General features: G+C 64.4%; 31 protein-coding genes. 21 read left to right on the top strand and 10 right to left on the bottom strand.

Annotation, left to right across the window (positions count from 1 at the left end):
* Positions 1-36: 36 nt before the first annotated feature.
* On the bottom strand, positions 37-567 hold the full coding sequence (gene secB / locus ALII_RS0115830; protein WP_024588208.1) for a protein-export chaperone SecB: 531 nt from the start codon (positions 565-567) through the stop codon (positions 37-39).
* A 96-nt stretch (positions 568-663) separates the two neighbouring features.
* The gene (locus ALII_RS0115825; RefSeq protein ID WP_024588207.1) at positions 664-1,170 is read right to left on the bottom strand and encodes an FxsA family protein; all 507 of its coding nucleotides are present in this window, start codon (positions 1,168-1,170) and stop codon (positions 664-666) included.
* A 256-nt stretch (positions 1,171-1,426) separates the two neighbouring features.
* Here ALII_RS0115825 and ALII_RS0115820 point away from each other — a divergent pair, with 256 nt between their 5' ends.
* Genes ALII_RS0115820 through ALII_RS0115805 form a run of 4 tightly spaced genes read left to right on the top strand, consistent with a single transcriptional unit; the run spans position 1,427 to position 4,137 of the window.
* Positions 1,427-2,125 (top strand): Tim44/TimA family putative adaptor protein, encoded by a 699-nt coding sequence (locus ALII_RS0115820; RefSeq protein WP_024588206.1) that lies wholly within the window; start codon positions 1,427-1,429, stop codon positions 2,123-2,125.
* A 16-nt stretch (positions 2,126-2,141) separates the two neighbouring features.
* The gene (locus ALII_RS0115815; protein ID WP_024588205.1) at positions 2,142-3,191 is read left to right on the top strand and encodes a murein transglycosylase A; all 1,050 of its coding nucleotides are present in this window, start codon (positions 2,142-2,144) and stop codon (positions 3,189-3,191) included.
* The gene (locus tag ALII_RS0115810) at positions 3,188-3,736 is read left to right on the top strand and encodes a Smr/MutS family protein (RefSeq protein ID WP_024588204.1); all 549 of its coding nucleotides are present in this window, start codon (positions 3,188-3,190) and stop codon (positions 3,734-3,736) included. Before ALII_RS0115815 ends, ALII_RS0115810 begins: the two co-directional genes overlap by 4 nt.
* Positions 3,733-4,137 carry a helix-turn-helix domain-containing protein gene (locus ALII_RS0115805; protein WP_024588203.1) on the top strand — a complete coding sequence of 135 codons (405 nt, stop codon included), beginning with the start codon at positions 3,733-3,735 and terminating at the stop codon, positions 4,135-4,137. The genes ALII_RS0115810 and ALII_RS0115805 overlap by 4 nt, the downstream gene beginning before the upstream one ends.
* Here ALII_RS0115805 and ALII_RS0115800 read toward each other — a convergent pair.
* The 4 genes from ALII_RS0115800 to hslV all read right to left on the bottom strand — a co-directional run bounded on the left by ALII_RS0115800 (position 4,086) and on the right by hslV (position 7,520).
* Complete coding sequence (locus ALII_RS0115800; RefSeq protein ID WP_024588202.1) at positions 4,086-5,048, bottom strand: DUF1402 family protein; 963 nt, start codon at positions 5,046-5,048, stop codon at positions 4,086-4,088. The two genes, ALII_RS0115805 and ALII_RS0115800, sit on opposite strands and share 52 nt — an antisense overlap.
* Before the next feature lie 120 nt (positions 5,049-5,168).
* Entirely contained in the window at positions 5,169-6,467 is a 1,299-nt protein-coding gene (gene hslU, locus ALII_RS0115795) for an ATP-dependent protease ATPase subunit HslU (RefSeq protein ID WP_024588201.1), read from the bottom strand.
* Positions 6,464-6,979, bottom strand: coding sequence for a GNAT family N-acetyltransferase (locus tag ALII_RS0115790; RefSeq protein ID WP_024588200.1), 516 nt, complete (start codon positions 6,977-6,979; stop codon positions 6,464-6,466). The genes hslU and ALII_RS0115790 overlap by 4 nt, the downstream gene beginning before the upstream one ends.
* Positions 6,969-7,520: an ATP-dependent protease subunit HslV gene (gene hslV, locus ALII_RS0115785; protein WP_024588199.1), complete on the bottom strand. Its 552-nt coding sequence runs from the start codon at positions 7,518-7,520 to the stop codon at positions 6,969-6,971. Before hslV ends, ALII_RS0115790 begins: the two co-directional genes overlap by 11 nt.
* A gap of 111 nt (positions 7,521-7,631) precedes the next feature.
* Between hslV and ALII_RS22890 the strand changes: the two genes are divergently transcribed.
* Genes ALII_RS22890 through ALII_RS0115735 form a run of 10 tightly spaced genes read left to right on the top strand, consistent with a single transcriptional unit; the run spans position 7,632 to position 13,415 of the window.
* A complete protein-coding gene (locus tag ALII_RS22890) occupies positions 7,632-7,808 on the top strand; it encodes a hypothetical protein (protein ID WP_173401414.1) in 177 nt (58 codons plus the stop codon).
* A 16-nt stretch (positions 7,809-7,824) separates the two neighbouring features.
* The gene (locus ALII_RS0115775; protein ID WP_024588198.1) at positions 7,825-8,445 is read left to right on the top strand and encodes a Fic family protein; all 621 of its coding nucleotides are present in this window, start codon (positions 7,825-7,827) and stop codon (positions 8,443-8,445) included.
* A gap of 27 nt (positions 8,446-8,472) precedes the next feature.
* On the top strand, positions 8,473-9,084 hold the full coding sequence (hisB, locus tag ALII_RS0115770; protein WP_024588197.1) for an imidazoleglycerol-phosphate dehydratase HisB: 612 nt from the start codon (positions 8,473-8,475) through the stop codon (positions 9,082-9,084).
* A gap of 4 nt (positions 9,085-9,088) precedes the next feature.
* Complete coding sequence (locus ALII_RS0115765; RefSeq protein ID WP_024588196.1) at positions 9,089-9,565, top strand: DUF2628 domain-containing protein; 477 nt, start codon at positions 9,089-9,091, stop codon at positions 9,563-9,565.
* Positions 9,565-10,215, top strand: coding sequence for an imidazole glycerol phosphate synthase subunit HisH (hisH, locus tag ALII_RS0115760; RefSeq protein WP_024588195.1), 651 nt, complete (start codon positions 9,565-9,567; stop codon positions 10,213-10,215). Before ALII_RS0115765 ends, hisH begins: the two co-directional genes overlap by 1 nt.
* Positions 10,212-10,979, top strand: coding sequence for a 1-(5-phosphoribosyl)-5-[(5-phosphoribosylamino)methylideneamino]imidazole-4-carboxamide isomerase (gene hisA / locus ALII_RS0115755; protein WP_024588194.1), 768 nt, complete (start codon positions 10,212-10,214; stop codon positions 10,977-10,979). Before hisH ends, hisA begins: the two co-directional genes overlap by 4 nt.
* Positions 10,976-11,761: an imidazole glycerol phosphate synthase subunit HisF gene (gene hisF, locus ALII_RS0115750; RefSeq protein WP_024588193.1), complete on the top strand. Its 786-nt coding sequence runs from the start codon at positions 10,976-10,978 to the stop codon at positions 11,759-11,761. The genes hisA and hisF overlap by 4 nt, the downstream gene beginning before the upstream one ends.
* Positions 11,762-11,776: 15 nt before the next feature.
* Positions 11,777-12,097, top strand: a complete 321-nt coding sequence (locus ALII_RS0115745) for a phosphoribosyl-ATP diphosphatase (RefSeq protein ID WP_024588192.1) — start codon at positions 11,777-11,779, stop codon at positions 12,095-12,097.
* A 38-nt stretch (positions 12,098-12,135) separates the two neighbouring features.
* Complete coding sequence (gene coaA / locus ALII_RS0115740) at positions 12,136-13,095, top strand: type I pantothenate kinase (RefSeq protein WP_024588191.1); 960 nt, start codon at positions 12,136-12,138, stop codon at positions 13,093-13,095.
* Complete coding sequence (locus ALII_RS0115735) at positions 13,092-13,415, top strand: YnfA family protein (RefSeq protein ID WP_024588190.1); 324 nt, start codon at positions 13,092-13,094, stop codon at positions 13,413-13,415. The genes coaA and ALII_RS0115735 overlap by 4 nt, the downstream gene beginning before the upstream one ends.
* A 154-nt stretch (positions 13,416-13,569) precedes the next feature.
* Here the strand turns inward: ALII_RS0115735 and ALII_RS0115730 are convergent, their stop codons facing one another.
* The 4 genes from ALII_RS0115730 to ALII_RS0115715 all read right to left on the bottom strand — a co-directional run bounded on the left by ALII_RS0115730 (position 13,570) and on the right by ALII_RS0115715 (position 16,991).
* Complete coding sequence (locus ALII_RS0115730; RefSeq protein ID WP_029660616.1) at positions 13,570-14,187, bottom strand: alpha-ketoglutarate-dependent dioxygenase AlkB; 618 nt, start codon at positions 14,185-14,187, stop codon at positions 13,570-13,572.
* Positions 14,187-14,624, bottom strand: a complete 438-nt coding sequence (arfB, locus tag ALII_RS0115725; RefSeq protein ID WP_024588188.1) for an alternative ribosome rescue aminoacyl-tRNA hydrolase ArfB — start codon at positions 14,622-14,624, stop codon at positions 14,187-14,189. The genes ALII_RS0115730 and arfB overlap by 1 nt, the downstream gene beginning before the upstream one ends.
* The gene (locus ALII_RS0115720; RefSeq protein WP_024588187.1) at positions 14,621-15,289 is read right to left on the bottom strand and encodes a nitroreductase family protein; all 669 of its coding nucleotides are present in this window, start codon (positions 15,287-15,289) and stop codon (positions 14,621-14,623) included. The genes arfB and ALII_RS0115720 overlap by 4 nt, the downstream gene beginning before the upstream one ends.
* Before the next feature lie 91 nt (positions 15,290-15,380).
* Positions 15,381-16,991 carry a phosphoenolpyruvate carboxykinase gene (locus ALII_RS0115715; RefSeq protein WP_024588186.1) on the bottom strand — a complete coding sequence of 537 codons (1,611 nt, stop codon included), beginning with the start codon at positions 16,989-16,991 and terminating at the stop codon, positions 15,381-15,383.
* A 346-nt stretch (positions 16,992-17,337) separates the two neighbouring features.
* On the opposite strand from ALII_RS0115715, the gene ALII_RS0115710 reads away from it, so the two are divergent.
* The 7 genes from ALII_RS0115710 (at position 17,338) to ALII_RS0115680 (ending at position 25,469) form a co-directional block, all read left to right on the top strand.
* Positions 17,338-18,039, top strand: coding sequence for a response regulator transcription factor (locus tag ALII_RS0115710; RefSeq protein ID WP_152529658.1), 702 nt, complete (start codon positions 17,338-17,340; stop codon positions 18,037-18,039).
* 29 nt (positions 18,040-18,068) lie between these two features.
* Positions 18,069-19,850, top strand: a complete 1,782-nt coding sequence (locus ALII_RS0115705) for a sensor histidine kinase (protein WP_024588184.1) — start codon at positions 18,069-18,071, stop codon at positions 19,848-19,850.
* A gap of 4 nt (positions 19,851-19,854) precedes the next feature.
* Positions 19,855-20,283, top strand: coding sequence for an HPr kinase/phosphatase C-terminal domain-containing protein (locus ALII_RS0115700; protein WP_024588183.1), 429 nt, complete (start codon positions 19,855-19,857; stop codon positions 20,281-20,283).
* 263 nt (positions 20,284-20,546) lie between these two features.
* On the top strand, positions 20,547-20,948 hold the full coding sequence (locus ALII_RS0115695; protein WP_024588182.1) for a PTS sugar transporter subunit IIA: 402 nt from the start codon (positions 20,547-20,549) through the stop codon (positions 20,946-20,948).
* The gene (locus ALII_RS0115690) at positions 20,945-21,238 is read left to right on the top strand and encodes an HPr family phosphocarrier protein (RefSeq protein ID WP_024588181.1); all 294 of its coding nucleotides are present in this window, start codon (positions 20,945-20,947) and stop codon (positions 21,236-21,238) included. Before ALII_RS0115695 ends, ALII_RS0115690 begins: the two co-directional genes overlap by 4 nt.
* A 144-nt stretch (positions 21,239-21,382) precedes the next feature.
* Entirely contained in the window at positions 21,383-22,780 is a 1,398-nt protein-coding gene (ahcY, locus tag ALII_RS0115685) for an adenosylhomocysteinase (protein WP_024588180.1), read from the top strand.
* Between the two features lie 190 nt (positions 22,781-22,970).
* A complete protein-coding gene (locus tag ALII_RS0115680; protein WP_029660615.1) occupies positions 22,971-25,469 on the top strand; it encodes a PAS-domain containing protein in 2,499 nt (832 codons plus the stop codon).
* The last annotated feature ends 2 nt before the right edge of the window (positions 25,470-25,471 follow it).

Below are 25,471 nucleotides of genomic sequence, written 5' to 3'. Positions count from 1 at the left end.
AAGGCCGGGTTTTCCATGTCGCGATCAGCTTCTTGATCAGGCGGTGCCGGTCGGCTGCGCGACCTTGGCGCGGGCCTGTTCCTCGGCCATGCGGCGCTGGAACATCTGCGCGAAATCGATCGGGTCGATCATCAGCGGCGGGAAACCGCCCTGGCGGGTGATGTCGGCGATGATCTGGCGCGCGAACGGGAACAAGAGGCGCGGGCACTCGATGAAGAGCAGCGGCAGCATGTGCTCCTGCGGGAAGCCGTCGATGCGGAAGACGCCGCCATAGACGAGCTCGGCATTGAACACGACATTCTTGTCGACCTCGGCCTTGGCATTGATCGTCAGGACGACGTCGAATTCCTTGTCGGCGATCGGGTTCGCATTGACGTTGACGTTGATGTTGATGCCGGGCGGCTGGGTGCGCGTGCGCAGCGATGCCGGCGCTCCGGGGTTTTCGAAGGACAGATCCTTCACATATTGCGAGACGACGTTGAAGGTCGCTCCCTGCTGCGCCTGCGCGCCGGGCTGCGCTGCGCCGCCGCCGTTCTGACCATTGGTGTTTTCGGGCGTTTCGGCCATGTCGTCGTTCCTCTCCTCGTCCGGATGGATGAACCGGACGGCTGTTGCTCCAAGAAATCGGGCGTTCGCTAACATGCACGCCCGATCGTGACAAGTTTAGCGAGGCGGCAGGCGCGGATCGGAGGGCGATCGCGTCGGCTGGTCTTCCTGTGCCGAAAGGTCGCTGTAATCATCGGAGTCGAGATCGACCACGCCGTCGCGGGCGCGGCGTCGTGCCTGCCAGGCAGCGCCGCTCTGGACCGTCGTGACGCGGATGCGCTCGCGCAGGAAGCGCCAGCCGAAATTGCGCACCGGTGGCAGGAAAAGGAGAAGGCCGACCGCATCGGTCACGAAGCCGGGGATGATCAGGAGGATGCCGGCGACGACGATCATCATGCCATGGACCAGGTCGCGGCCGGGCGAGCCGCCGCGGTCGAGCTCGGCGCGGATGCGCTGAATGGTATGGAAACCCTGGACGCGCACGAGAATAATGCCCAGAAAGGCCGAGGCGAAGATCAGCCCGAGGGTCGCAAGGACGCCGATCTGGCTGCCGACGGCGATGAATGTGGCGATCTCGACCAGTGGCAGGGCGAGGATGATCAGGGGAATCAGCGGCAATCGCACGATGGGGCCTCAAAAGCGGTTCGCCGCTATATAGGGAACACCTGTGCGCATTTGAATGCAGGCGACTTGCGATCTATATGCAAAAGATGGACGGCGCGCTTGATTTCGTGCTGGAGGACTTCACCTAGAGCGCTGAGGGGCGTGCGATGCGCGCCGGGCGATCTGAAATGTTGATCAGGCATGGGAACGGCCGGCCGACCGGCCAGCATCGTTTCCGGGCTTCAGTGTAACGACGAACAGGGTCTTGGCGGACGATATGGAATTTTTCGATTTCGGAACCATCTTCTTCCTCGTCGCCGCCGCGGTGATCTTTTACCAGTTGCGCAGCGTGCTCGGCCGACGGACAGGCAATGAGCGTCCACCGCAAGATCCCTATACGCGCCCCGACGCCGACAAGCAGGCGGCGCCCGAGAATGTCGTCTCGCTTCCGCGCCGCCGCATGGGCGACGCGCCGCCCGCGCCTGATTTCGCGGCGATCGACGCCATCGCGCCGGAAGGCACGCCCGTCAACAATGGCCTGCGCGCCATTCGCCAGGCCGACCCGAGCTTCGATCCCAAGCAATTCGTCGACGGTGCCAAGATGGCCTACGAAATGATCGTCATGGCCTATGCTGATGGCGACCGCAGGACATTGAAGAATCTTCTGTCGCGCGAGGTCCATGACGGCTTCGTGCAGGCGATCTCCGACCGCGAGACGCGCAACGAGAAGGTGCAGTCGTCCTTCGTCGGCATCGACAAGGCCGATATCGTCGCCGCCGAGCAGAAGGGCTCCGAGGCGCACATCACGCTGCGCATCGTCAGCGAACTCATTTCGGCCACGCGCAACGCCTCGGGCGAAGTGATCGACGGCGATCCCGAGACGGTGGTCGAGGTCAAGGACGTCTGGACCTTCGCCCGCGACACGCGCTCGCGCGATCCGAACTGGAAGCTGGTCGCGACCGAAGCGGAAGAATAGGACCGGGTCTGCTGGCATGAAGACGCCGGCTGCCCTCGATTTCCTGACATTCGACGACATTGCCGATTGGCGGGGCGACGACCATCGTGCCACCTTCGATGCCTTTCGCCGCTCGGCGTTCCGCCATCTCGAAAAGCCCTACAAGACCGGCTCGTTCGGCATTTCCGCCGATAATCTCGGGCCCGCCTTCGCGGCAGCGCGTGACGGTGTCGACGACGCTCGAGGGTTTTTCGAACATTATTTCCGCCCGGCCCGCATCGTCGCCGAGGGTTTCGTGACCGGCTTCTACGAGCCGGTGGTCGAGGCGAGCCCGGCGCGTACCGAGCGATTTCGCTATCCGATCCTGTCGCGGCCGGCCGACCTCGTCGATATCGATGACGAAAACCGACCGGTGGGCTGGGATGCCGGCATCGCCTTCGGCAGGCAGACGGCCGGTGGCATCGTGCCGTTCTTCGACCGCGGCGAGATCGAACGCGGCGCGCTTGAGGGGCGCGGGCTGGAGATCGCGTGGCTTGCCGAAAAGGTCGACCTGTTCTTCATCCACGTCCAGGGCGCGGCGCGGCTGGTGATGACGGACGGCAGCTTAAGGCGGGTCACTTACGCTGCGAAATCCGGCCATTCCTTCTCCGGACCGGGCAAAATCCTCGCAAATCTCGGCGAAATTCCGCTGAAAGACGTAACGATGCAGTCGATTCGGGCCTGGTTTGCCGCCAATCCAGACCAAACCGACGAGATTTTGTGGCAAAATCGCTCGTATATTTTCTTCAAGGATGCCCCTGTCGCCGACCCGGCGCTCGGCCCGATCGCCGCCGCGAAGGTGCCGCTGACGGCGGCGCGGTCGCTTGCCGTTGATCGCAGGCTGCACACCTTCGCGACGCCCTTTTTCGTCGAGGCGCCCGAGATGGATTTCGCGCGGCTGATGATCGCGCAGGATACCGGTTCGGCGATCGTCGGCCCGGCGCGGGGCGATATTTTCTGCGGTTCGGGCGATGCGGCGGGGGAGGTGGCGGGCGTCATCAAGCACGCAGCGAACTTCATCATGCTGGTGCCGGAGCGGCGCGCATGACGCGCCGCGCCAAGGGGTTGAGCCGGGAGGATCGTCAGCTTTGGTCGAAGGTCGCTCGGTCCGTCGCACCGATGCCTGGCAAGAGTTTTCCGGAAGAAATGGAGGAAGCGCTCGCTGCCGAGGACAAGGCATCGCCGGCCCTGCCGCCGGTGATCGCCGAGGCCAAGCATCAGGCGGAAATCCTGCGCCGCGAACCGGCGCAGCGGCCGGTGATCGACCGGCCGACCAAGAAGAAACTCGCCAAGGGGCGGCTCGCGATCGAGGGCAAGGTCGATCTCCATGGCATGACGCTGGGCGAGGCCCATGGCGTCCTGCTCGCCTTCCTGCACAATGCCTATGCGCAGGGGCGGCGGCATGTTCTGGTGGTGACGGGAAAGGGCTCGTCCATGGGCAGCGACGGCGTATTGCGCCGGCAGGTGCCGCAATGGTTTGCGACGCCGGCCTTTCGCGGTCTCGTTTCGGCGCATGAGGATGCGGCGCGCCACCATGGCGGGCAGGGTGCGATGTATGTGCGCCTGCGCCGGCGGCCCGGAGACGCGACATGACGCCCTTCGGCGAGAAGGTGCGCGCGATGCGCACCGAGCGCGGCATCGCGCAAAAGGAGATGGCGGCGGCGATCGGCGTCAGCCCGGCCTATCTGTCGGCGCTGGAGCATGGAAGGCGCGGCGTGCCGAACTGGGCGATGGTGCAGAAGATCATCGGCTTCTTCAACGTGATCTGGGACGAGGCGGAAGCGCTCGAGGAACTCGCCCGGCGCTCCGACCCGCGCGTTACGGTCGACACGGCCGGACTGTCGCCCGAGGCGACCTTGCTTGCCAACAGGCTGGCGGCACAGATTTCGACGCTGTCGCCCGACGATATCGATCGGATCGTCGCACTGCTCGACGAGATCGATCAGAAGAGCGCTTCGAGGTCTTCCAGCCGATCGTTGACCAGCCAGCCATAATAATTCTCTTCGGGCAGGCGCGGAGCTTCGCCGCGGGCGGCACGCTGGGCATTGTCGCGCTTGAGCCGATAGGCACGCTGCTCGGGGTTTCCGACATTGTAGAGCGTCGCCGTAATCCCCGGATTGCCCGATATGTCGAAGCCGGCGAGCCGCCTGTAGGCGTCGATCGACGTCTTCAGTGTCGCCGCGACATAGGCGAGCGTCAGGTCCGGGTCCATGATGGTGCGGTAGACGGCCTGCGGGTCCGATGCGTCGAGCTTAGGCAGGCCCGAGACCTGATGAACGAGATCGCTCATCTGGAGGGCGGTGAGCGGGTTGAGCTGGCCGATGCCGAATGTCTGGCCGGCATAGAAGGGCTGGAAGAAGACCGCGCCGAACCGGTTGTCCGGATAGGAGTTGCCTTCGACGGACCGGCCGCGGAAATCCCGCTCCCAGACCATCTCGCGGCAGGACCACAGATCGTAGCTGTCGGCTGCGACGGCATTGCATTCGGCAAATTCGGGCCGCCCGACGAATGTGGCGATGTTTTCTCCACCATGGGCGAACTGGAAGCTGGTCGACAGGTAGGAGACGGCCTTGACGTAATAGGTCTGCAGCCGGTCGTAGGCGTCGACATTGTAGGTGTGCTCGCCGATGATCGCGCCCGCCATGTGAACGGGGTCGATGCCGTAGCGCGCGGACACCTGGCGAATCTTCGCCCGTAGCGATTCGTCCTGCTGGAAGAGCCGCAGCACGCGCTGGTACTTCGCTTCATAGGTGGTCGACAGCGCCCGGGTGCGGCTGGCGGAGCCGCCCGGAACGGCCGGCTGCTCGACATTGCGATTGCCGGGCGGGACCTTCGTCACGGCATGCGCCTCGCCCACGCCAAGCGCGAGCGACAGCGAAACGAGAAGTCCGGCAAATGCTTTCATGAGATTCGGGGCCTCGGCCAAAGCGCCGCGAACATAGTGAGCGGCTATCGGCCCGTCGAGCGCAGATTGCGCCCGCCGGACCTTGCCGTTTCACTTCATCGCGAGGTGTTGCCGAAGCGCCTACAAGATGAAACGGGACAAATCTGTGTTCTTGGCGAGATCGCCGACATATTTGCGCACATATTCGGCGTCGATCGTCACCGCCGTGCCCGACTGGTCGGGCGCATTGTAGGAAATCTCGTCCAGGACCCGCTCCATCACCGTCTGCAGGCGGCGTGCACCGATATTTTCGACCGTCGAATTCAGGTCGACCGCGATGCCGGCGAGTTCGTCGATCGCATCGTCCGTGAAGTCGAGCGTGACGCCCTCGGTGTCCATCAGCGCGATGTACTGCTTGATGAGGCTCGCCTCGGTCTCCGTCAGGATGCGGCGGAAATCGTCCTTTTCGAGCGCGCGCAGCTCGACGCGGATCGGCAGGCGGCCCTGAAGCTCGGGCAGGAGGTCCGACGGCTTGGCGACATGGAATGCGCCGGAAGCGATGAAGAGGATGTGGTCCGTCTTCACCGGCCCGTATTTGGTGGCGACCGTCGTGCCTTCGACGAGCGGCAGCAGGTCGCGCTGGACACCCTCGCGGGACGGCCCGGTGCGGCTGTCGCTGCCGGCCACCTTGTCGATCTCGTCGAGGAAGACGATGCCATCATTCTGGGTGACGTCGAGCGCGCGGGCGATGACTTCGTCATTGTCGAGGAGCTTGTCGGACTCGTCATTGATCAAATGGCCGTAGGATTCCTTGACCGTCGTCTTGCGCGTGCGCGTCTTCTGGCCGCCCATCGCCTTTTGCAGCATGTCGTTGATGTTGAGCATCTGCGCGCCCGGCATGCCGGGGATTTCGAACCCGCCCATCGGCGTTCCGGCATCGGCGACTTCGACCTCGATTTCCTTGTCGTCGAGTTCGCCCGAACGCAGCTTCTTGCGGAAGGAATCGCGCGTCGCGGGGCTCGCCGTCTTGCCGACGAGGGCTTCGAGCACGCGTTCCTCGGCGTTGAGATGCGCGCGCGCCTTGACGTCCTCGCGCATCTTCTCGCGCGTCAGGCCGATGGCGGTTTCGACGAGATCGCGGATGATCTGCTCGACGTCGCGGCCGACATAGCCGACCTCGGTGAACTTGGTCGCCTCGACCTTGATGAAGGGCGCGCCGGCGAGCTTGGCGAGGCGGCGCGAGATTTCGGTCTTGCCGACGCCGGTCGGCCCGATCATCAGGATGTTCTTCGGCATCACCTCTTCGCGCATCTGGCCTTCGAGCTGCTGGCGGCGCCAGCGGTTGCGCAGTGCGATGGCGACGGCGCGCTTGGCGTCCTTCTGGCCGATGATGTAGCGGTCGAGTTCGGAAACGATCTCGCGGGGAGAGAATGTGCTCATGAGTTTTCGGTGTCCTGCGGTGCGTCCAGCGCCATCAGATGGGCCGGACCATAAAGTGAGTTTCGCGTGTCGATGTGGCGAAAGCCCGCCTTCTCGTAGGCGCGGATCGCGCGGGCATTGTCGGGGTGCGGGTCGATGACGAGCCGCGGCGCGCCTTCGGCGAAGAGCTCCTCGGCAAATTGCGCGATGATTGCGCTGCCATGGCCCTTGCCGATGAGATCGGCGGCGCCGATCGAGATGTCGAGACCGAGCGTGCCCATCGGCTGATCGGCATAGGGATGGTCGTCCTCCAGATGCGGATCGTAGGATTGGAGGTAGGCGACCGGCTTGCCGTCGAGTTCGACGATCAGCGGCTCGGTCGAGATGTCGTCCATCGCCGCCTCGATCTCCGCGACGCCCTTGGCCGGATCGCCCCACCATTCGCGCACATGCGGCTGGTCGAGCCAGGCGCGCAGCGTCGGCAGGTCGTCCGGCTCGACCGAGCGGAATGCGTAGCGAAGCCTATTCGGCATCCAGCACTTCCATGACAATATTGGAATTCGTGTAGACGCAAATCTCGCCGGCGATCTTCATGGCGCGGCGGGCGATCTCCTCGGCATCGAGGTCGGTGTCGGCCAGCGCGCGGGCCGCGGCGAGCGCATAATTGCCGCCGGAGCCGATCGCCATGATGCCCTGCTCGGGCTCCAGCACGTCACCATTGCCGGTCAGTGCCAGCGTGACCGACTTGTCGGCAACGAGCATCATCGCCTCGAGGCGGCGCAGGTAACGGTCGGTGCGCCAGTCCTTGGCAAGCTCGACGCAGGCGCGGGTCAACTGATCGGGATATTGCTCGAGCTTGGCCTCGAGCCGTTCGAGAAGGGTGAAGGCGTCGGCGGTTGCGCCCGCGAAGCCGGAAATGACGTTGCCCTTGCCGATGCGGCGCACCTTGCGGGCATTGCCCTTCATGATGGTCTGGCCAAGGCTGACCTGTCCGTCGCCGGCGATCACCACCTTGTTGCCCTTGCGCACGGTGACGATGGTCGTGGCGTGCATGGAAAGATTTGAATCTGACATGAGTGGTCCATATTTTTGTTTGCATGGAGATAGGACGTTGGTTGTGAGCGTTCAAACCGATCTGGTATGATTCGCCCACGGAACAGCGATACGGGTTCGAGGAGTTCGGAAATGGAATGGGAACAGCTTCTCGCGGAAGCCGCAAAAGTGCCGATGAGCGAAAAGGAAAAGGCCGAACAACGGCTCAGTTTTGCATATGGGAATACCCATATAGAAAACAGCCGCATAACGCGCGAAATGGTTGCAAGCGAAGCTGCCAAGATCGACGTCATTCGAAATGGATCGTGAGAGCCTTCCTGACCGAATGACGGTTGAGACGGACAAGGACGCAAGAGCGCGCCTGGAGGCAGCGAACGGCGTTCGGCAAACGGATTTCGTATTTACAACAATCGAGCGGAATCTTGCCAAGGATGGGAAGTTCAGACTCAGACCTTCTTTGCTTGGTGAACTGAACCGTTTGGCCGTTGAAGGCCTTACGCCTTATGCCGGTGTTCCCCGTCCTCACGGCATGTCCATTACTGGAAGCGGCCATACGCCTCCGGCGCCTGCCAAGGTGCAGGAACTGCTCGAAGAGTTATGCGACTACGTCAATGACAATTGGGACAAGAGTCCCGTTCATCTCGCCGCCTATGTTATGTGGCGATTGAACTGGATTCATCCCTATGACGACGGCAATGGACGAACTTCGCGGGCCGCGGCTTACATCGTCCTATCTCTGCGTCTCGGGACGAGGTTGCCCGGGTCGAATACTATCGTCGATCAGATCGTCCAGACGAAATCGGCCTACTACCGCGCACTCGAAGCTGCCGATGCTCGGTTTGACTCCGGCCAAATCGACGTATCGGACATGGAGTCCCTGATTTCCGCTTTGCTTGCCAAGCAGTTTGCCCTTATCCACGAGCACGCGAACAGTTCGCTGTCCTAATCGGAAAAGCTGGATCAGGATTCTAATATGGCCGACGGCAAGAGCGCGCGCAGCGCGACGATCGAGCGCAAGACGAAGGAAACCGAGATCACCGTCACGGTCGATCTCGACGGCACCGGCCGGTCGCAGATTTCGACCGGCGTGGGTTTCTTCGACCATATGCTCGACCAGTTGTCGCGCCATTCGCTGATCGACATGACGATCGAGGCCAAGGGCGACCTCCACATCGACGACCACCACACGGTCGAGGACACCGGCATCGCGATCGGGCAGGCGATTGCGAAAGCGCTCGGCGAGCGGCGCGGCATTGCACGCTACGCATCGATCGACCTCGCGATGGACGAGACGCTGACCAAGGCGGCGATCGACGTTTCCGGTCGGCCGTTCCTCGTCTGGAACGTTGCGTTCTCGGCGCCGAAGATCGGCACGTTCGACACCGAACTGGTGCGCGAGTTCTTCCAGGCGCTGGCGCAGAATGCCGGCATCACGCTGCATGTCCTCAACCATTACGGCGTCAACAACCACCATATCGCCGAGACCTGCTTCAAGGCGGTGGCACGCGCGCTGCGCATGGCGGTGGAGCCGGATGCACGGCAGGCGGGCATGATCCCGTCGACCAAGGGCACGCTGAAAGGCTGAGGCGATGGCAAGCTTTGTCGTGATGGAGCCGCCGGTACGCGACCCGGCAGAAAAGGCCGTCCTGGTCCGCGACGGGTTTCACTTTTTCGGCTTCCTGATCCCGTTCGTCTGGTTCGCGTTTCATCGCATGTGGCGCGAGGCGCTGATTGCGCTCGTCGCGGCCATCGCGCTTTCGGTGGCCGGGGCCTATGCGGGCCTTGGCGGGGCCACGGCCTGGCTGTCGCTGCTCGTCGGCGTCTATGTCGGGCTGGAAGGCGCAGCGCTGCGCATCGCCTCGCTGAAGCGATCCGACTGGAACGAATGGGGCGTGGTCGAGGCGCGCACCGCGGCGGATGCCGAAATCCGCTATCTGGCCGACCGTGACGTGATCGCTGCTGCCGAGACGCCGCCGCGCGTGATGGCGCCGTGGTCGCGCACCGCGCCTGCCGCGCGCCACAGCGGCCCGGCGCTCGGCCTGTTCGGCTATCCCGGAGCGAAGTGATGCGGGTTGCGATTATCGATTACGGGTCGGGCAATCTGCGCTCGGCGACCAAGGCCTTCGAGCGCGCCACGCGCGAGGGCGGCACGAATGCGCAGATCGAGCTGACGGACGATGCTGCGCGGGTGGCGAGCGCGGACCGCATCGTGCTGCCGGGTGTCGGCGCCTATGCCGATTGTCGCCGTGGGCTCGACGCCGTGCCGGGCATGGTCGACGCGCTGACGGAGGCGGTCATCGCCAAGGGACGACCGTTTCTCGGCATCTGCGTCGGCATGCAGCTTCTTTCGACGCGCGGGCTCGAGAAGACAACCACGAACGGTCTCGGCTGGATTCCCGGCGACGTGAAGGAAATGGAGCCGGCCGACCCGGCGCTGAAGATCCCGCAGATCGGCTGGAACACGATTCACGTGAAACAGGAACATCCGCTCTTTGCCGGCATCCCGACCGGCGAGGGCGGCCTGCACGCCTATTTCGTCCATTCCTACCAGCTTGCCGCAACCGACCCGGCGCAGGTGCTGGCGACGACCGACTATGGCGGCCTGGTGACCGCCGTCGTCGGCCGCGACAACATCGCCGGTACGCAGTTCCATCCCGAAAAGAGCCAGGCGCTGGGTCTCGCCCTGATCGCGAATTTCCTGAGGTGGAAGCCATGATCCTCTTTCCCGCCATCGACCTGAAGGACGGCCAGTGTGTGCGGCTGAAGCTGGGCGAAATGGATTCGGCGACGGTGTACAATCCCGATCCGGCCGCGCAGGCGAAGGCCTTCGAGGATCAGGGTTTTGAATGGCTGCATGTCGTCGATTTGAACGGCGCGTTCGAGGGCCAGTCGGTCAATGGCGCGTCGGTCGAGGCGATCCTGAAGGCGACGACGAATCCGGTGCAGCTCGGCGGCGGAATCCGTACGCTGGCGCATATCGAGAGCTGGCTGGAGAAGGGGCTTGCGCGGGTGATCCTCGGGACGGTTGCCGTGCGCGATCCTGATTTGGTGAAGGAAGCCTGCCGGCTCTTCCCCGGAAAGATCGCCGTCGGCATCGACGCCAAGGGCGGCAAGGTGGCGGTCGAGGGCTGGGCGGAAGCCTCGACCCTGGGCGTCGTGGAACTGGCGCAGAAATTCGAGGGCGCCGGCGTTTCGGCGATCATCTACACGGACATCGACCGTGACGGCGTGCTGACCGGCATCAACTGGGAATCGACCATCGGGCTTGCCGATGCGGTGTCGATCCCGGTGATCGCTTCGGGCGGGCTCGCATCGCTGGCCGATATCGTGCGCATGACCATGCCGGACGCGCAGAAGCTCGAAGGCGCGATTTCGGGCCGGGCGCTCTATGATGGGCGGATCGATCCCACGGAGGCTCTGGCAATCCTGAAGGGCGAAAAGGCCGTTCCGCCGGCCATGTTCGAGGAACCGCGCGAATGACCCTCAAGGCGCGCGTCATTCCCTGTCTCGACGTAAAAGATGGTCGTGTCGTCAAGGGCGTCAACTTCGTCGATCTGATCGACGCCGGCGACCCGGTCGAAGCGGCGAAGGCGTATGATGCGGCAGGCGCCGACGAGCTCTGCTTCCTCGACATCACGGCTTCGTCCGACAATCGCGAGACGATCTTCGACATCGTGGCGCGCACGGCCGAGCAGTGCTTCATGCCGCTGACCGTGGGCGGCGGGGTGCGGCAGGTCGCGGATATCCGCAAGCTGCTGCTCGCCGGCGCCGACAAGGTGTCGATCAATACGGCCGCCGTGAAGAACCCGGACTTCGTCGCCGAAGCCGCCGACAAGTTCGGCAACCAGTGTATTGTCGTCGCCATCGACGCCAAGAAGGTTTCGGGCGCAGGCGAGGCGGATCGCTGGGAGATTTTCACCCATGGCGGACGCGAGAAGACCGGCATCGACGCGGTCGAATTTGCGCGGAAGATGGTCGATCTCGGCGCAGGCGAACTGCTTTTGACCTCGATGGACCGTGACGGCACCAAGATCGGCTACGATCTGGCGCTTACCCGCACGATCGCGGACGCGGTGCGTGCGCCGGTGATCGCGTCGGGCGGCGTCGGCAATCTCGACCATCTGGTCGAGGGCGTGCGCGACGGGCACGCGACGGCGGTGCTCGCCGCTTCCATCTTCCACTTTGGTACCTATACGATTGCGCAGGCCAAGGCGCATATGGCACAAGCTGGATTGCCCATGCGGCTCGATCCCGCCGCCTGAGCCGTGGAGGGTAACGTGACCGATTTCACGCTCGCCGATCTCGAGCGCATCGTTTCCGAGCGCGGGCGTTCGGGCGCTGACGATTCCTGGACGGCGAAGCTGTTTGCCAAGGGGCCGGAGCGGGCCGCCAAGAAGATGGGCGAGGAAGCGGTCGAGGCCGTCATCGCCGCCGTCAAGGGTGACCGCAGCGAACTCGTGTCCGAAACGGCCGATCTTCTCTATCATCTGACGGTGGTGCTGGCGCTTGCCGACATCCCGCTTGCCGACGTGATGGCCGAACTCGAGCGGCGCACCGGCCAGTCGGGCCTTGCCGAAAAGGCGTCGCGACCGCAATGAGCGCGCGCAAGCGACCACGCAAGGAAAAGGCGGGCGGCATGGACCAGCTCACGCCGGACCAGTTCTATTCGCCCTATCGCCGCTTCTCGGCCGAGGAATGGGCCGGATTCCGCGCCGACACGCCGCTGACGCTGTCCGAGGACGAGATCCGCCGGCTTCGCTCGATGGGCGATCCGATCGACCTCGAGGAAACGCGGCGCATCTATCTGTCGATGTCGCGGCTCCTGTCGGCCCATGTCGAGGCGAGCCAGCTTCTCTTTCGCCAGAGGCAGATCTTCTTCCGGTCCGAAGCGGCGACCAAGACGCCCTTCATCATCGGCATCGCGGGCTCGGTCGCGGTCGGCAAGTCGACGACGGCGCGCGTCCTGAAGGAGCTTCTGCAGCGCTGGCCGTCGAGCCCGAAGGTCGATCTGGTGACGACCGACGGCTTCCTGCAGCCCAATGCGGAACTGCGCCGCCAGAATTTGATGGAGCGCAAGGGATTCCCCGAAAGCTACGACGTCGGCGCGCTGTTGCGCTTTCTCTCGGGCATCAAGTCCGGCGCCCGCAACATGCGCGCGCCGCTCTATTCGCACTTCACCTATGACGTGCTGCCGGGTGAGTTCGTCACCATCGATCAGCCGGACATCCTGATCTTCGAGGGCATCAACGTCCTCCAGACACGCGATCTGCCGAAGGATGGCAAGGTGGTGCCCTTCGTTTCGGACTTCTTCGACTTCTCGATCTATGTCGACGCCGAGGAAAGCCAGATCCGGCAGTGGTACGTCGAGCGATTCATGCGCCTGCGCGAGACGGCATTCCGCAACCCGGACGCGTTCTTCCATAAATATTCGCAGCTTTCCGAAACCGCCGCACTGGCGATCGCCGAAGGTCTCTGGTCGAACATCAATCTGAAGAACCTGACCGAGAACATCCTCCCGACGCGTCCGCGCGCGGATCTGATCCTGCGCAAGGGCGGCGACCATCTGGTCGAGGAAGTGGCGCTGCGACGCCTTTGACCGCCGCCATCTATATCGCGGCGGCGCTCGCCGAAATCGCCGGCTGCTTCGCCTTCTGGGCATGGCTGAAGCTCGACAAGTCGCCGCTCTGGGTCATTCCCGGCATGATCTCGTTGGCGGCCTTCGCCTGGCTGTTGACGCTTGTCGAAGTGGAAGCCGCCGGCCGCGCATATGCGACCTATGGCGGCGTCTACATCGCCGCGTCGCTGGTCTGGCTGTGGGCGTTCGAGGGCATGCGGCCGGATCGCTGGGATTTAACGGGCGCCGCGATCTGTCTCGTCGGCGCGGCGGTGATCCTGTTCGGGCCGCGCACGGTTTGAGTGGCGCCCCCTCCGTCCCTTCGGGCCACCTCCCCCGCTACGCAGGGGAGGAGTTGAGGTTGCGGACGGCATCAAGCTCGATCCTCCTCCGTTTACGGGGGGAGGGGGACCATGCGCAGCATGGTGGAGGGGGCGCATTGGTTGCGCTAAGCAGTCAACTGGTCACGCGCCTCATCGTCAGATTGATCCGGCCGCCATTCTTGAGAAGCGTCGAGGTGCCGGGATGAATCCGATCGACGCCGTGGAAGGCGAGGCGGCACTCTCCGCCGAGGATCACGACGTCGCCGGAGGACAGGCGCAGCGAACGCGTCGGATCGGAGCGCGCCGTTCCGCCGATGCGAAACAGGCAGTCGTCGCCGAGCGAGACGGAAACGACCGGCGCGGCAAATTCCTCTTCGTCCCTGTCCTGATGCAGGCCCATTTTCGCCGATGCGTCGTAGAAGTTGACGAGGCAGGCCTGCGGCGGCTTGTCAAATTGTGCCGCTTCGGCCCAAAGCTTCAGGAGCACTGACGGTATCGGCGGCCAGGGCGTGCCGGTTTCGGGGTGCGTCGGCTGGCAGCGATAGCCGCGCTCCTTGTCGGTGACCCAGCCGAGATCGCCGCAATTCGTCATCCGAACGCTCATTTCCTTGCCGGTGCGGGGCATGCGCGGGACGTAGAGTGGCGCGGCCGTGACGACAGCGCGGATTTCGGCGACGAGTGCTTCCTGCGCGTCGCGATCGAAATAACCAGGCAGGTGCCGGAACCCGGCCGGAAGGACGAAGCCAGCCATCAGTCGAAGCCGACCTTGCCGCGGTTCTTCTTGATTGTCGAGCGGCCGGATTTGGCCTTCAGACGACGCTCCACCGAGCCTTTCGTCGGTTTCGTCTTCCGGCGCGGCTTGGGCGGCGGCTCGGCGGCCTTGGCGATCAGTTCGGCCAGGCGCGCGCGGGCGTCGTCGCGGTTCTGCTCCTGCGTGCGGAAGCGGCCGGCCTCGATGACGATGACGCCGTCCTTGGTCGCGCGCTGGCCAGCGAGCTTGATGGTGCGCTCGCGCACGCGTTCGGACAGGGCCGGCGAATTGGCGGCGTCGAAACGAAGCTGGACGGCAGTCGCGACCTTGTTGACGTTCTGGCCGCCGGGCCCGGAGGAACGGATGAACTGCTCCTCGAGCTCGCTTTCGGCGATCTCGATGTTCGGCGCAATGGAAAGGCCGTCGCGTGCGGTCATATCTTCCAGACGATGATGTCGCCGGCGGGCTTCTTCGAGATGTCGGGCACGAGCGCGCCTTCTTCCGGATAGCCGGCGACGAGCAGGATCAGCGCCTTTTCGTGCTCGGGCCGGCCGCAGATCTCGTTGAGGAAGCCCATCGGCGAGGGCGTGTGGGTGAGCGTCGCCAGCCCGGCATTGTGGAGCGCGGCGATGAGGAAGCCGGTGGCGATGCCGACCGATTCGGGCACGTAGTAATGCTTCACGCGCTTGCCCTCGGCAGTGACTCCGTAGCGCTGCGCGAAGATCGCGATCAGCCATGGCGCGGTTTCGAGAAAGGGCTTGTTGGCGTCGGTGCCGATCGGGGCGAGCGCATCCAGCCATTCCTCGGAGGCGCGGCCGGAATAGAACTCGCGTTCTTCCTTTTCCGCCGCCGCGCGGATCGCCGTCTTCGCGGCCGGATCGCCGATGCACACGAAGGTCCAGGGCTGCTGGTTGGCGCCGGACGGCGCGCCGCCGGCGGTCATGATGCAGGTCTCGATCAATTCGCGTGGGACGGGACGCGCGGAGAAGTCGCGCACGGTGCGTCGCGCTTTCATCAGTGCCCTGAAATCCTGCGCACGCGCCATCATATCGGCGTCGTCGCGCTGGGTGAACTCAAGCGGTCGGTGCGGCGTGTGCTTCATGAAACTCCTTCCCGGCAGAGGAGATTTGCACCGGCACCGGCCAAAAGAAAAGGCCCGGTCGATGCCGGGCCTTCTGCTGGATGCCGAATGGTTATTCGGCCGCTTCCTGGTAGCGCGGTGCGGCGTCCCTGACGGTCGCGTCGACATGCTCCTCGAACTTGGTGAAGTTGTCGGTGAACATGCTCGCGAGCTTTTCGGCCTGGCGGTCATAGGCCGCCTTGTCGGCCCAGGTGGAGCGCGGGTCGAGGATCGAGGAATCGACGCCTTCGACGGCGACGGGAACCGCAAAGCCGAAATTCGCATCGGTGCGGAATTCGCCGTCGCGCAGCGAACCGTCGAGCGCAGCGGCGAGCAGCGCGCGGGTCGCCTTGATCGGCATGCGCCGGCCGACGCCATGGGCGCCGCCGGTCCAGCCGGTGTTGACCAGCCAGCAATCGACGTCGTGGCGGGCGATCAAATCCTTCAGGAGATTGCCATATTCCGACGGATGGCGCGGCATGAACGGGGCGCCGAAGCAGGTCGAGAAGGTCGCTTCGGGCTCGGTCACGCCCTTTTCCGTGCCGGCGACCTTGGCGGTGTAGCCGGACAGGAAGTGGTACATGGCCTGCGCCGGCGTCAGCCTGGCGATGGGCGGCATGACGCCGAACGCATCGGCCGTCAGCATGATGATGTTCTTCGGATGCGGTGCGACGCCGGTTTCGCTCGCATTCGGAATGAAGTCGAGCGGGTACGCGCAGCGCGTGTTCTCGGTCAGCGAGCCATCGTCGAAATCGGGCACGCGCGCCTCGTCGAGGATGACGTTTTCGAGAACGGTGCCGAAGCGGCGCGTCGTCGCGAAGATTTCCGGCTCGGCCTCGGCCGAGAGCTTGATCGTCTTGGCGTAGCAGCCGCCTTCGAAGTTGAAGATGCCGTCCTCTCCCCAGCCATGCTCGTCGTCGCCGATGAGCGTGCGGGTCGGGTCGGCCGACAGCGTGGTCTTGCCGGTGCCCGAGAGACCGAAGAAGACGGCCGAATCGCCATCGCGCCCGACATTGGCCGAGCAGTGCATCGGCATGACGGACTTTTCCGGCAGGAGATAGTTGAGCGCGGTGAAGACCGACTTCTTCATCTCGCCTGCATAGGAGGTGCCGCCGATGAGAACGATCATGCGCGAGAAATCGACCGCGATGACGGTCTCGGTGCGCGATCCGTGGCGCTCGGGATCGGCGCGGAAGGAGGGCAGGTCGATGATCGTCAGCTTCGGCACGAAGCCGGCAAGGTCGGCTGCATCCGGGCGGATCAGGAGGTTGCGGATGAAGAGCGAGTGCCAGGCATATTCCGTGACGACGCGCGTCGGCAGGCTGTGGGCAGCGTCGGCGCCGCCGATCAGGTCCTGCACGAAGAGGTCCTTGCCCTTCGCGTGCTCGAGGAAGTCGGCATGGAGGCGGTCGAACGCCTCGCGCGACATCTTCTTGTTGTTGTCCCACCAGATGCGCGAATTCGTCATCTCGTCGGCGACGATGAACTTGTCCTTGGGCGAACGGCCGGTGTGCTGGCCGGTGCGGGCGACGAGCGCGCCGTGGGCGGTCAGTTCGGCCTCGCCGCGCCGCAGCGATTCCTCGTAGAGCTCGGCGGCGCCGAGATTGTAATGGACCTTGCCGAGGTCTTTCAGACCGCTGGCATCGATCCCGCAGGCGGGATTGCGCTTACCGATTTCCGTCATCTGCTCCACCAAGAAAACCGCACCGACATAAAGCGAGGCCCCGCATGGTTGCCGCCGAAAACGGCAACTTCAAGCAGGGCTAAATGGTCCAGAAACAGAAAAGCCTAGCGATATCAAATCATTAATCGATTTAAAACTTTAGTCCTGACGTTTAATCGGTTATATCTTATTTAATCGAAGCGCGGCGTCGCCATATGCCGTGCAGCATGGCCGCGGGCACGGTCCGATCTGCGGCTGTGACACGCATGAAATCTGTGCCACATTTTGTACCAGATTTGTCCCGCAAGAGACGGCCCGCGTTTCTTTTGAGAGCAAGGGACAGCCGCCTATGAAGGAGCCGCTTGAGATGGCAACGATCGCGCTTGTCGATGACGACCGCAATATTCTCACGTCGGTCTCGATCGCGCTCGAATCCGAGGGCTACCGCGTCGAGACCTATACCGATGGTGCGTCCGCGCTCGAGGGCCTCGGCGCCCGTCCGCCAAATCTTGCGATCCTCGATATCAAGATGCCGCGCATGGACGGAATGGAACTTCTGCGGCGCCTGCGCCAGAAGACCGATCTCCCCGTCATCTTCCTGACGTCGAAGGACGACGAGATCGACGAACTCTTCGGCCTCAAGATGGGTGCCGACGACTTCATCCGGAAGCCGTTCTCGCAGCGTCTTCTGGTCGAGCGCGTCCGCGCCGTCCTGCGCCGGGCGAGTGCCCGCGAACCGGGCGCCAAGCCGACGACCCAGCAGGCCCGCTCGCTGGAGCGCGGCCAGCTCGTCATGGACCAGGAGCGCCACACCTGCACCTGGAAGGGCGAGCCGGTGACGCTGACGGTGACGGAATTCCTGATCCTGCATTCGCTGGCGCAGCGGCCCGGCGTGGTCAAAAGCCGTGACGCGCTGATGGATTCGGCCTATGACGAGCAGGTCTATGTCGACGACCGCACCATCGACAGCCATATCAAGCGGCTGCGCAAGAAGTTCAAGTCGGTGGACGACAGTTTCGACATGATCGAAACGCTCTATGGTGTCGGCTACCGCTTCCGCGAGGCCTGAGCCGCAGGGACCGGAGTACCGGATGTTGAATGGCGGCTGATACGGATCGACCCGTCAGGACGCTGCCGAGGGCAGCCAGGCCGAGCGTGGTGCGCTGGACGCGGTCCTGGCGTGCCGTGCGGCGCCTGCTTGGCCAGTACATGTTCTCGAGCCTGACCAAGCGCATCCTGTTCTTGAACCTCGCCGCGCTCGGCGTGTTGGTTGTCGGCATCCTCTACATGAACCAGTTTCGCGACGGGTTGATCGACGCCCGCGTCGAAAGCCTGATGACGCAAAGCGAAATCATCGCCGGCGCGATCGCCGCATCCGCGACCGTCGAGACCGATACGATCACCATCGACCCCGAACGACTGCTGGAGCTTCAGGCCGGCGAAAGCCTGCCGCCGGACCAGCGCGCGCTCGACAGCCTCGAATTTCCGATCAATCCGGAAAAGGTCGCGCCGGTGCTGCGGCGGCTGATCTCGCCGACCCATACCCGCGCGCGCATTTTCGACCGCGACATGAACCTTCTGCTGGATTCGCGTCACCTTTATTCGCGCGGCCAGATCCTGCGCTACGACCTGCCGCCGGTGGTGCCCGCCGAGCCGGGCTTCTTCGACCGCGTGCGTGTGATCTTCGCCGAGTTCTTCCGGCGCACCGACCTGCCGATCTATCGCGAGCAGCCCGGCGGAACGGGGACGGCCTTCCCCGAAGTCGTCGCCGCCGCCAACGGCACGTCGGGCTACCTCGTCCGCCTGTCCGAACAGGGCGAGCAGATCGTCTCCGTTGCGGTGCCGATCCAGCGGTTTCGTGCAGTTCATGGCGTGCTGATGCTGTCGACCCAGGGCGGCGACATCGATCGCATTGTTGCGGCCGAACGGCGAGCGATCCTGCGCCTCTTCGGTGTCGCGGCGCTCGTCACCGCGATTCTCTCGATGCTGCTCGCCTCGACCATCGCCAACCCCCTGCGCCGGCTTTCGGCGGCAGCGGTCCGCGTGCGCCGCGGCGGCAAGAACCGCGAGGAAATTCCCGATTTCTCCGACCGCCAGGACGAAATCGGCAATCTGTCGGTCGCCCTGCGCGACATGACCAATGCGCTTTACGCGCGCATCGAGGCGATCGAGAGCTTCGCCGCCGATGTCAGCCACGAACTCAAGAACCCGCTCACCTCGCTACGCAGCGCGGTCGAGACGCTGCCGCTTGCCAGGAACGACCAGTCGCGGGCGCGGCTGATGGAGGTCATCCAGCACGATGTCCGCCGGCTCGACCGGCTGATCACCGATATTTCCGACGCTTCGCGGCTCGATGCGGAGCTTGCGCGCGAGGACGCCGAACGCGTCGACGTGGAAAAGCTCGCCCGCGACCTGACGCGTCTTCTCTCGGAGCAGAGCCGCGCCCATGCCAAGGTGATCGCGGTCGACTTCAAGGTCGAGAAGGCGCCGCATCAGGGCAAGGGCTTCCTCGTCAACGGGCACGATTTGCGGCTCGGCCAGGTCATCACCAACCTGGTCGAAAATGCCCGCTCCTTCGTGCCCGAGGACGGCGGACGCGTATCGGTCACGCTGGCGCGTACACAGCGCTGGGTGCTGATCACGGTCGAGGACAACGGGCCGGGCATCCGCATCGAAAACATCGACCGCATTTTCGAACGCTTCTATACGGACCGGCCCTCCAGCGAGGCCTTCGGCCAGAATTCCGGGCTCGGCCTGTCGATCAGCCGCCAGATCATCGAGGCGCATGGCGGGACGATCACGGCCGAGAACATTCCCGGCGGCAAGCCGGGCGACCTTCGCGGCGCGCGTTTCACCGTCAGGCTGCCGGCGGAGGACTGACCGCGTGAACGGGAATGCGCACGGCACGCTCGTCCTTCTGGGCGACAGGGGCGTTTTGATCACCGGCCCCTCGGGAAGCGGAAAATCGAGCCTCGCGCTTGACCTCATCGCCCACGCCGAGGGATTTGCGAGGCTGGTCAGCGACGACCGGGTGCTCATCGAAAGCGGCCGGCAAGGGCGGTCCATTGGGCGGGCTCCGTCGGTCATTGCCGGCCAGATCGAGATTCGCGGCATCGGCATCGTCGCACGGCCCTTCGAGCCGCGTGCCGTGATCGACCTCGTCGTCGAACTTGTCGATCCCGAGAGCGTCACCCGCATGCCGGAGCCGACGGAATGCGATGGCGTGCCTCATCTGCGGGTCCCGTGGCGCTCCTGTGCGATGGCGCGGCAACATGTCGCCGCTGCGCTCGACCGGGCGAAATCGGGACTTTAGGCCACAGTCAGGTCTCAAATGACAAGAAATCTGCGTCGCCGCGGCGGATTCGGCCTTGTCAACCGCCCAAGTCGTGACAAGGATACCGACCCTGTCGAAGGGGAGAGACCGGCACAAGACTGAAACCAATCAGATCCGGTCGGCCGATACGGCATTCAGCACGACGCAAAGCTTACGGAGCACCAATTGACCGAAACACGCACCGCGCGCTGGGGCCGGCGGAAACGTGCAGACAGAACCATCGACACCCGGACATGCGCGGCATGATCGGCATCGTGCTCGTTACCCATGGTCGCCTGGCCGACGAGTTCCGCTCGGCGGTCCAGCACGTCGTCGGCCATCAGGAGCAATTGGAAACGGTCTCGATCGAGGCCGAGGACGACATGGAGCAGCGCCGGCTCGATATCGTCGAGGCCGTCCGCCGCGCCGATAGCGGCACCGGCGTCGTGGTCCTGACCGACATGTTCGGCGGAACACCTTCCAATCTGGCCATATCCGTGATGGAGCCGGGCAGGGTCGAGGTCATCGCGGGCGTCAACCTGCCGATGCTCATCAAGCTGACCAGCGTGCGCAAGGCGGACGACATGGTGACGGCGCTGGAAGAGGCGCAGAATGCCGGCCGCAAATACATCAATGTCGCAAGCCAGGTCCTGAACGCCAAATGAGCGAGACCACCGACCGCCCTTCCATCGTTCGCGGCCTGCCGATCGTCAACCAGCGCGGCCTGCACGCGCGCGCCTCGGCCAAGTTCGTCCAGACCGCCGGCGCCTTCGACGCGATCATCGAGGTCGAGAAGGACGGGACGACCGTGGGCGGCACGTCGATCATGGGGTTGATGATGCTTGCCGCGAGCCCCGGCTGCTGCATTCGCGTCTCCGCCAGTGGCCCCCAGGCCGAGGACGCCATGCGCGCGATCGAGGAACTCGTCGCCAACCGCTTCGGCGAGGAAATCTGAAATCTGCGCCGGCATAGCGGTTCATGACATAACGATGTCTTTATATCCCATTGCCGATCTGGCGGTGGTCTGCTAGTTAGCGCGCCATGTATGGCCGTGCGCGGCCGATGACCCTTCATCCAAATTTCAGATCGGGAGCCGTCCATGGCCGCCAATGATTACGTAGTCGCCGATATTTCGCTGGCCGATTGGGGCCGCAAGGAAATCGAGATCGCCGAGACCGAAATGCCGGGCCTGATGGCCTGCCGCGAGGAATTCGGCACCGACAAGCCGCTCAAGGGCGCGCGGATCACCGGCTCGCTGCACATGACGATCCAGACGGCGGTGCTGATCGAAACCCTGAAGGTTCTCGGCGCGGACGTCCGGTGGGCCTCGTGCAACATCTTCTCGACCCAGGATCATGCAGCGGCAGCCATCGCGGCCGGCGGCACGCCGGTCTTCGCGATCAAGGGCGAGACGCTCGAGGATTACTGGACCTACACCGACCGCATCTTCCAGTGGACGGACGGCCAGCCCTCCAACATGATCCTCGACGATGGCGGCGATGCGACCATGTACATCCTGCTCGGCGCGCGCGCCGAGGCGGGCGAGGACGTGCTGTCGAAGCCGGGCTCGGAAGAGGAGGAAATCCTCTTCGCGCAGATCAGGAAGCGTCTTGCCGAGACGCCGGGCTTCTTTGCCCGCCAGCGCGACGCGATCAAGGGCGTGACGGAAGAGACGACGACCGGCGTCAACCGGCTCTACCAGCTTCAGAAAGCCGGCCTGCTGCCGTTCCCGGCGATCAACGTCAATGACAGCGTGACCAAGTCGAAATTCGACAACAAGTATGGCTGCAAGGAATCGCTGGTCGACGGCATCCGCCGCGGCACGGACGTGATGATGGCCGGCAAGGTGGCGGTCGTTTGCGGCTATGGCGACGTCGGCAAGGGCTCGGCCGCCTCGCTCAAGGGCGCCGGCGCGCGCGTCAAGGTGACCGAAGTCGACCCGATCTGCGCCCTGCAGGCGGCGATGGACGGGTTCGAGGTCGTGACGCTGGAAGATGCCGCGCCCACGGCCGACATCGTCATCACCACGACCGGCAACAAGGACGTCGTCACGCTCGACCACATGCGCCTTTTGAAGGACATGGCGATCGTCGGTAACATCGGCCATTTCGACAACGAGATTCAGGTCGCCGCCCTGCGCAACCTGAAATGGACCAATGTGAAGCCGCAGGTCGACATGATCACCTTCCCGGACGGGAAGCGGATGATCCTGCTGTCCGAGGGCCGTCTCCTCAACCTGGGCAACGCGACCGGCCATCCCAGCTTCGTCATGTCGGCCTCCTTCACCAACCAGGTGCTGGCGCAGATCGAGCTCTGGTCGAAGGGCGAGCGCTACCAGAACGAGGTCTACGTCCTGCCCAAGCACCTCGACGAGAAGGTCGCACGCCTGCATCTCGACAAGCTCGGCGCGAATCTCTCGGTCCTGTCGGATGAGCAGGCGGCCTATATCGGCGTGACGCCGAAGGGGCCGTTCAAGCCGGAACATTATCGCTACTGACCGGCGCGGCGCGACACGCGGGCAACACCTTCGATTTTCTTCGGCGGCCTGACGGCCGCCGAAGTCGTTTCAAGGTGGGGCAAGCTTCACGCAGTCCGGGCGAGACGATACATTGTCCTGATTCGTGGGGACGAGCCGGACGCTGAGGGGTGGCCGGCGAAAAGGTGTAACTCCCACTGGCGGCTGAGAGGTGGGAACTTTGGGACGAGGCGAAGCGAAAGCAGGGCGGTTCGACGCGCGCCGGCGTGCGCGTGGTTTCGGCGTCCGGGCCGCTGCCGCCGCTCTTGCCGCGACGACAGCCATCGTGCCCGGAACCGCGTTCGCGCAGACCGGACTGCGGGTGAACGACGTCGCACAGTTCTCGCTTCTGGCAGGCGTCGTCTCGGCCGCCTTCATCTCGGCCTTCCTCCTGATTCGCGAGCGGGGCCGCATCGACCGCGAAAACCAGCAGCTCAAGGCCCGTCTCGCCGATCTCGGCACGGCGCTGCGGCGATCCGATGCGCTCCTCAATCTGCGCGACCAACGGGTCGTCGTCTGGGACGACCGCAATTCGCGTCCCGAACTTGTCGGCACGCTGCCCGCCGATGCGGGCGCGCCCGAAGACCGCGCGACCTTTCTCGCCTTCGGCCGCTGGCTGGCGCCGCAATCGGCCTCGGCGCTGGAACGCGCACTCGGCCAGTTGCGTGACAAGGGAACGAATTTCGAGCTCGTCATCGAGACGATTTCCGGATCGGTGATGGAGGCGCAGGGCCGATCGAGCCTGTCGCATTGCGTGGTGCGGTTCAGTGCCCTTTCGCGCCGCCAGCGCGAACTGGCCGAACTGCAGCTCGATCATCAGCGCGTGCTGCGCGACCATGAGACGATTCTGGCTCTGATCGACGCCCTTCCCGCGCCGTTCTGGCTGCGTGACGGACGCGGCAAGCTCGAATGGGTCAACAAGGCCTATGCGCGACTGGTCGACGGCGGCACGGTCGAGGCCGTTCTGCGCGACGAGCGCGAGCTGTTGTCGGAAAATGCGCGCGACGCGATGGCGCGCAATCGGGCGGCGCGCCCGGTCTTCGAACAGACCCTGTCGGTTGTGGTCGGGGGCGAACGGCAGATGTATGCCGTGACCGATTTTGCCGCGCCGGACGCGTCGGCCGGCCTGGCGCTCGACAAGACCGAGGTCGAGACGATCCGCGAGGAGTATCAGCGCACGATCATCAGCCACGCCGATACGCTCGACCAGCTCCAGACTGCGGTGGCGATCTTCGACGCCGACCAGAAGCTGCTCTTCTTCAACCAGGCCTTTCAGAAGCTCTGGGCGCTCGACCCCGCCTTCCTCGAAAGCGCGCCCGACCAGACGCTTCTGCTCGACCGGTTGCGCAGCGACGGCAAGCTGGCGGAGCAGCCCGAATGGCGGCGCTGGAAGGAAACGATCCTCGCGGCCTACCGCGCCATCGATCCGCAGGAGCATGTCTGGCACCTGCCCGATGGACGCACCTTGCGCGTCGTCGGCAATCCGCAGCCCAAGGGCGGCGTGACCTGGGTGTTCGAGAACCTCACCGAACAGCTCAATCTGGAAAGCCGATACCACACCGCGGTGCGGGTTCAGGGCGAGACGCTGGACAATCTGGCGGAAGGCGTCGCCGTGTTCGGCCCGGACGGGAAGATCCGCCTTGCAAATCCGGCCTTCTCGCATTTGTGGAACCTCGCCGAAGGCTTGGTGAAAACCGGCACCCACATCGCCGTGATCCGGGCTGCGTGCGAGGGCAACGCGATCGAGAGCCCCTGGAGCGACCTCGTTTCCGTGGTGACCGGCTTCGACGAGGAGCGTCGCGACCGGCACGGCCAGGCCGAGATGCGCGACGGGACGGTGCTGCGCTATGCTGTCATCCACCTGCCGAACGGGCAGGTGATGACGACCTTCGTCGACGTGACCGACAGCGTGAATGTCGAGCGCGCCCTGAAGGATCGCAACGAGGCGCTGGAGCGCGCGGACCGTCTGAAGAACGATTTCGTTCAGCACGTCTCGTATGAATTGCGCTCGCCGCTGACCAACATCATCGGCTTCACCGAATTGCTGGGGCTGGGCGGTACGGGGCCACTCAACGAACGGCAGCGCGAATATGTCGGCCATATCGGCTCGTCCTCGGCCGTTCTGCTGACCATCGTCAACGACATCCTCGACCTCGCAACCGTCGATGCGGGCATCATGCAGCTCGATATCGGGGAGATCGTCATCGACGAGGCGGTGCAGTCGGCTTCCGACCTGGTGGTTGAGCGTCTGCGCGAGCACAATATCAAGCTCGCCGTCGACCTGTCGCGGGCGCCCGCGACGCTTCATGCGGACGGCCATCGGCTGCGCCAGATCCTCTACAATCTTCTCAACAACGCCGCCAATTACGCGCCGGAAGGCTCGACCGTCCGCCTCGACGTCAGGGCATTGCCCGGCGATCTTGTGGAGTTCCGCGTCGGCGACGATGGGCCGGGCATGTCCGAGGAGGTTCTGGAGACGATCTTCCAGCGTTTCGAATCGCACGCGAATGGCGGGCGCAAGCGCGGCGCCGGACTGGGACTTTCGATCGTCAAGAGCTTCGTCGAACTGCATTCGGGAACGGTCGAGATTCGCACGGGCCGGGATCAGGGCACGACGGTGATCTGCCGGCTGCCCGCGATCGCCACGCAGAGCCGCGCGGCGGCGGAGTAACC

This window comes from Aliihoeflea sp. 2WW, from assembly GCF_000497755.1.
Classification (GTDB): Bacteria; Pseudomonadota; Alphaproteobacteria; order Rhizobiales; family Rhizobiaceae; genus Aliihoeflea.
Note: the sequence above shows the minus strand (reverse complement) of the source record. Positions and strands in the feature narration are given on the sequence as shown.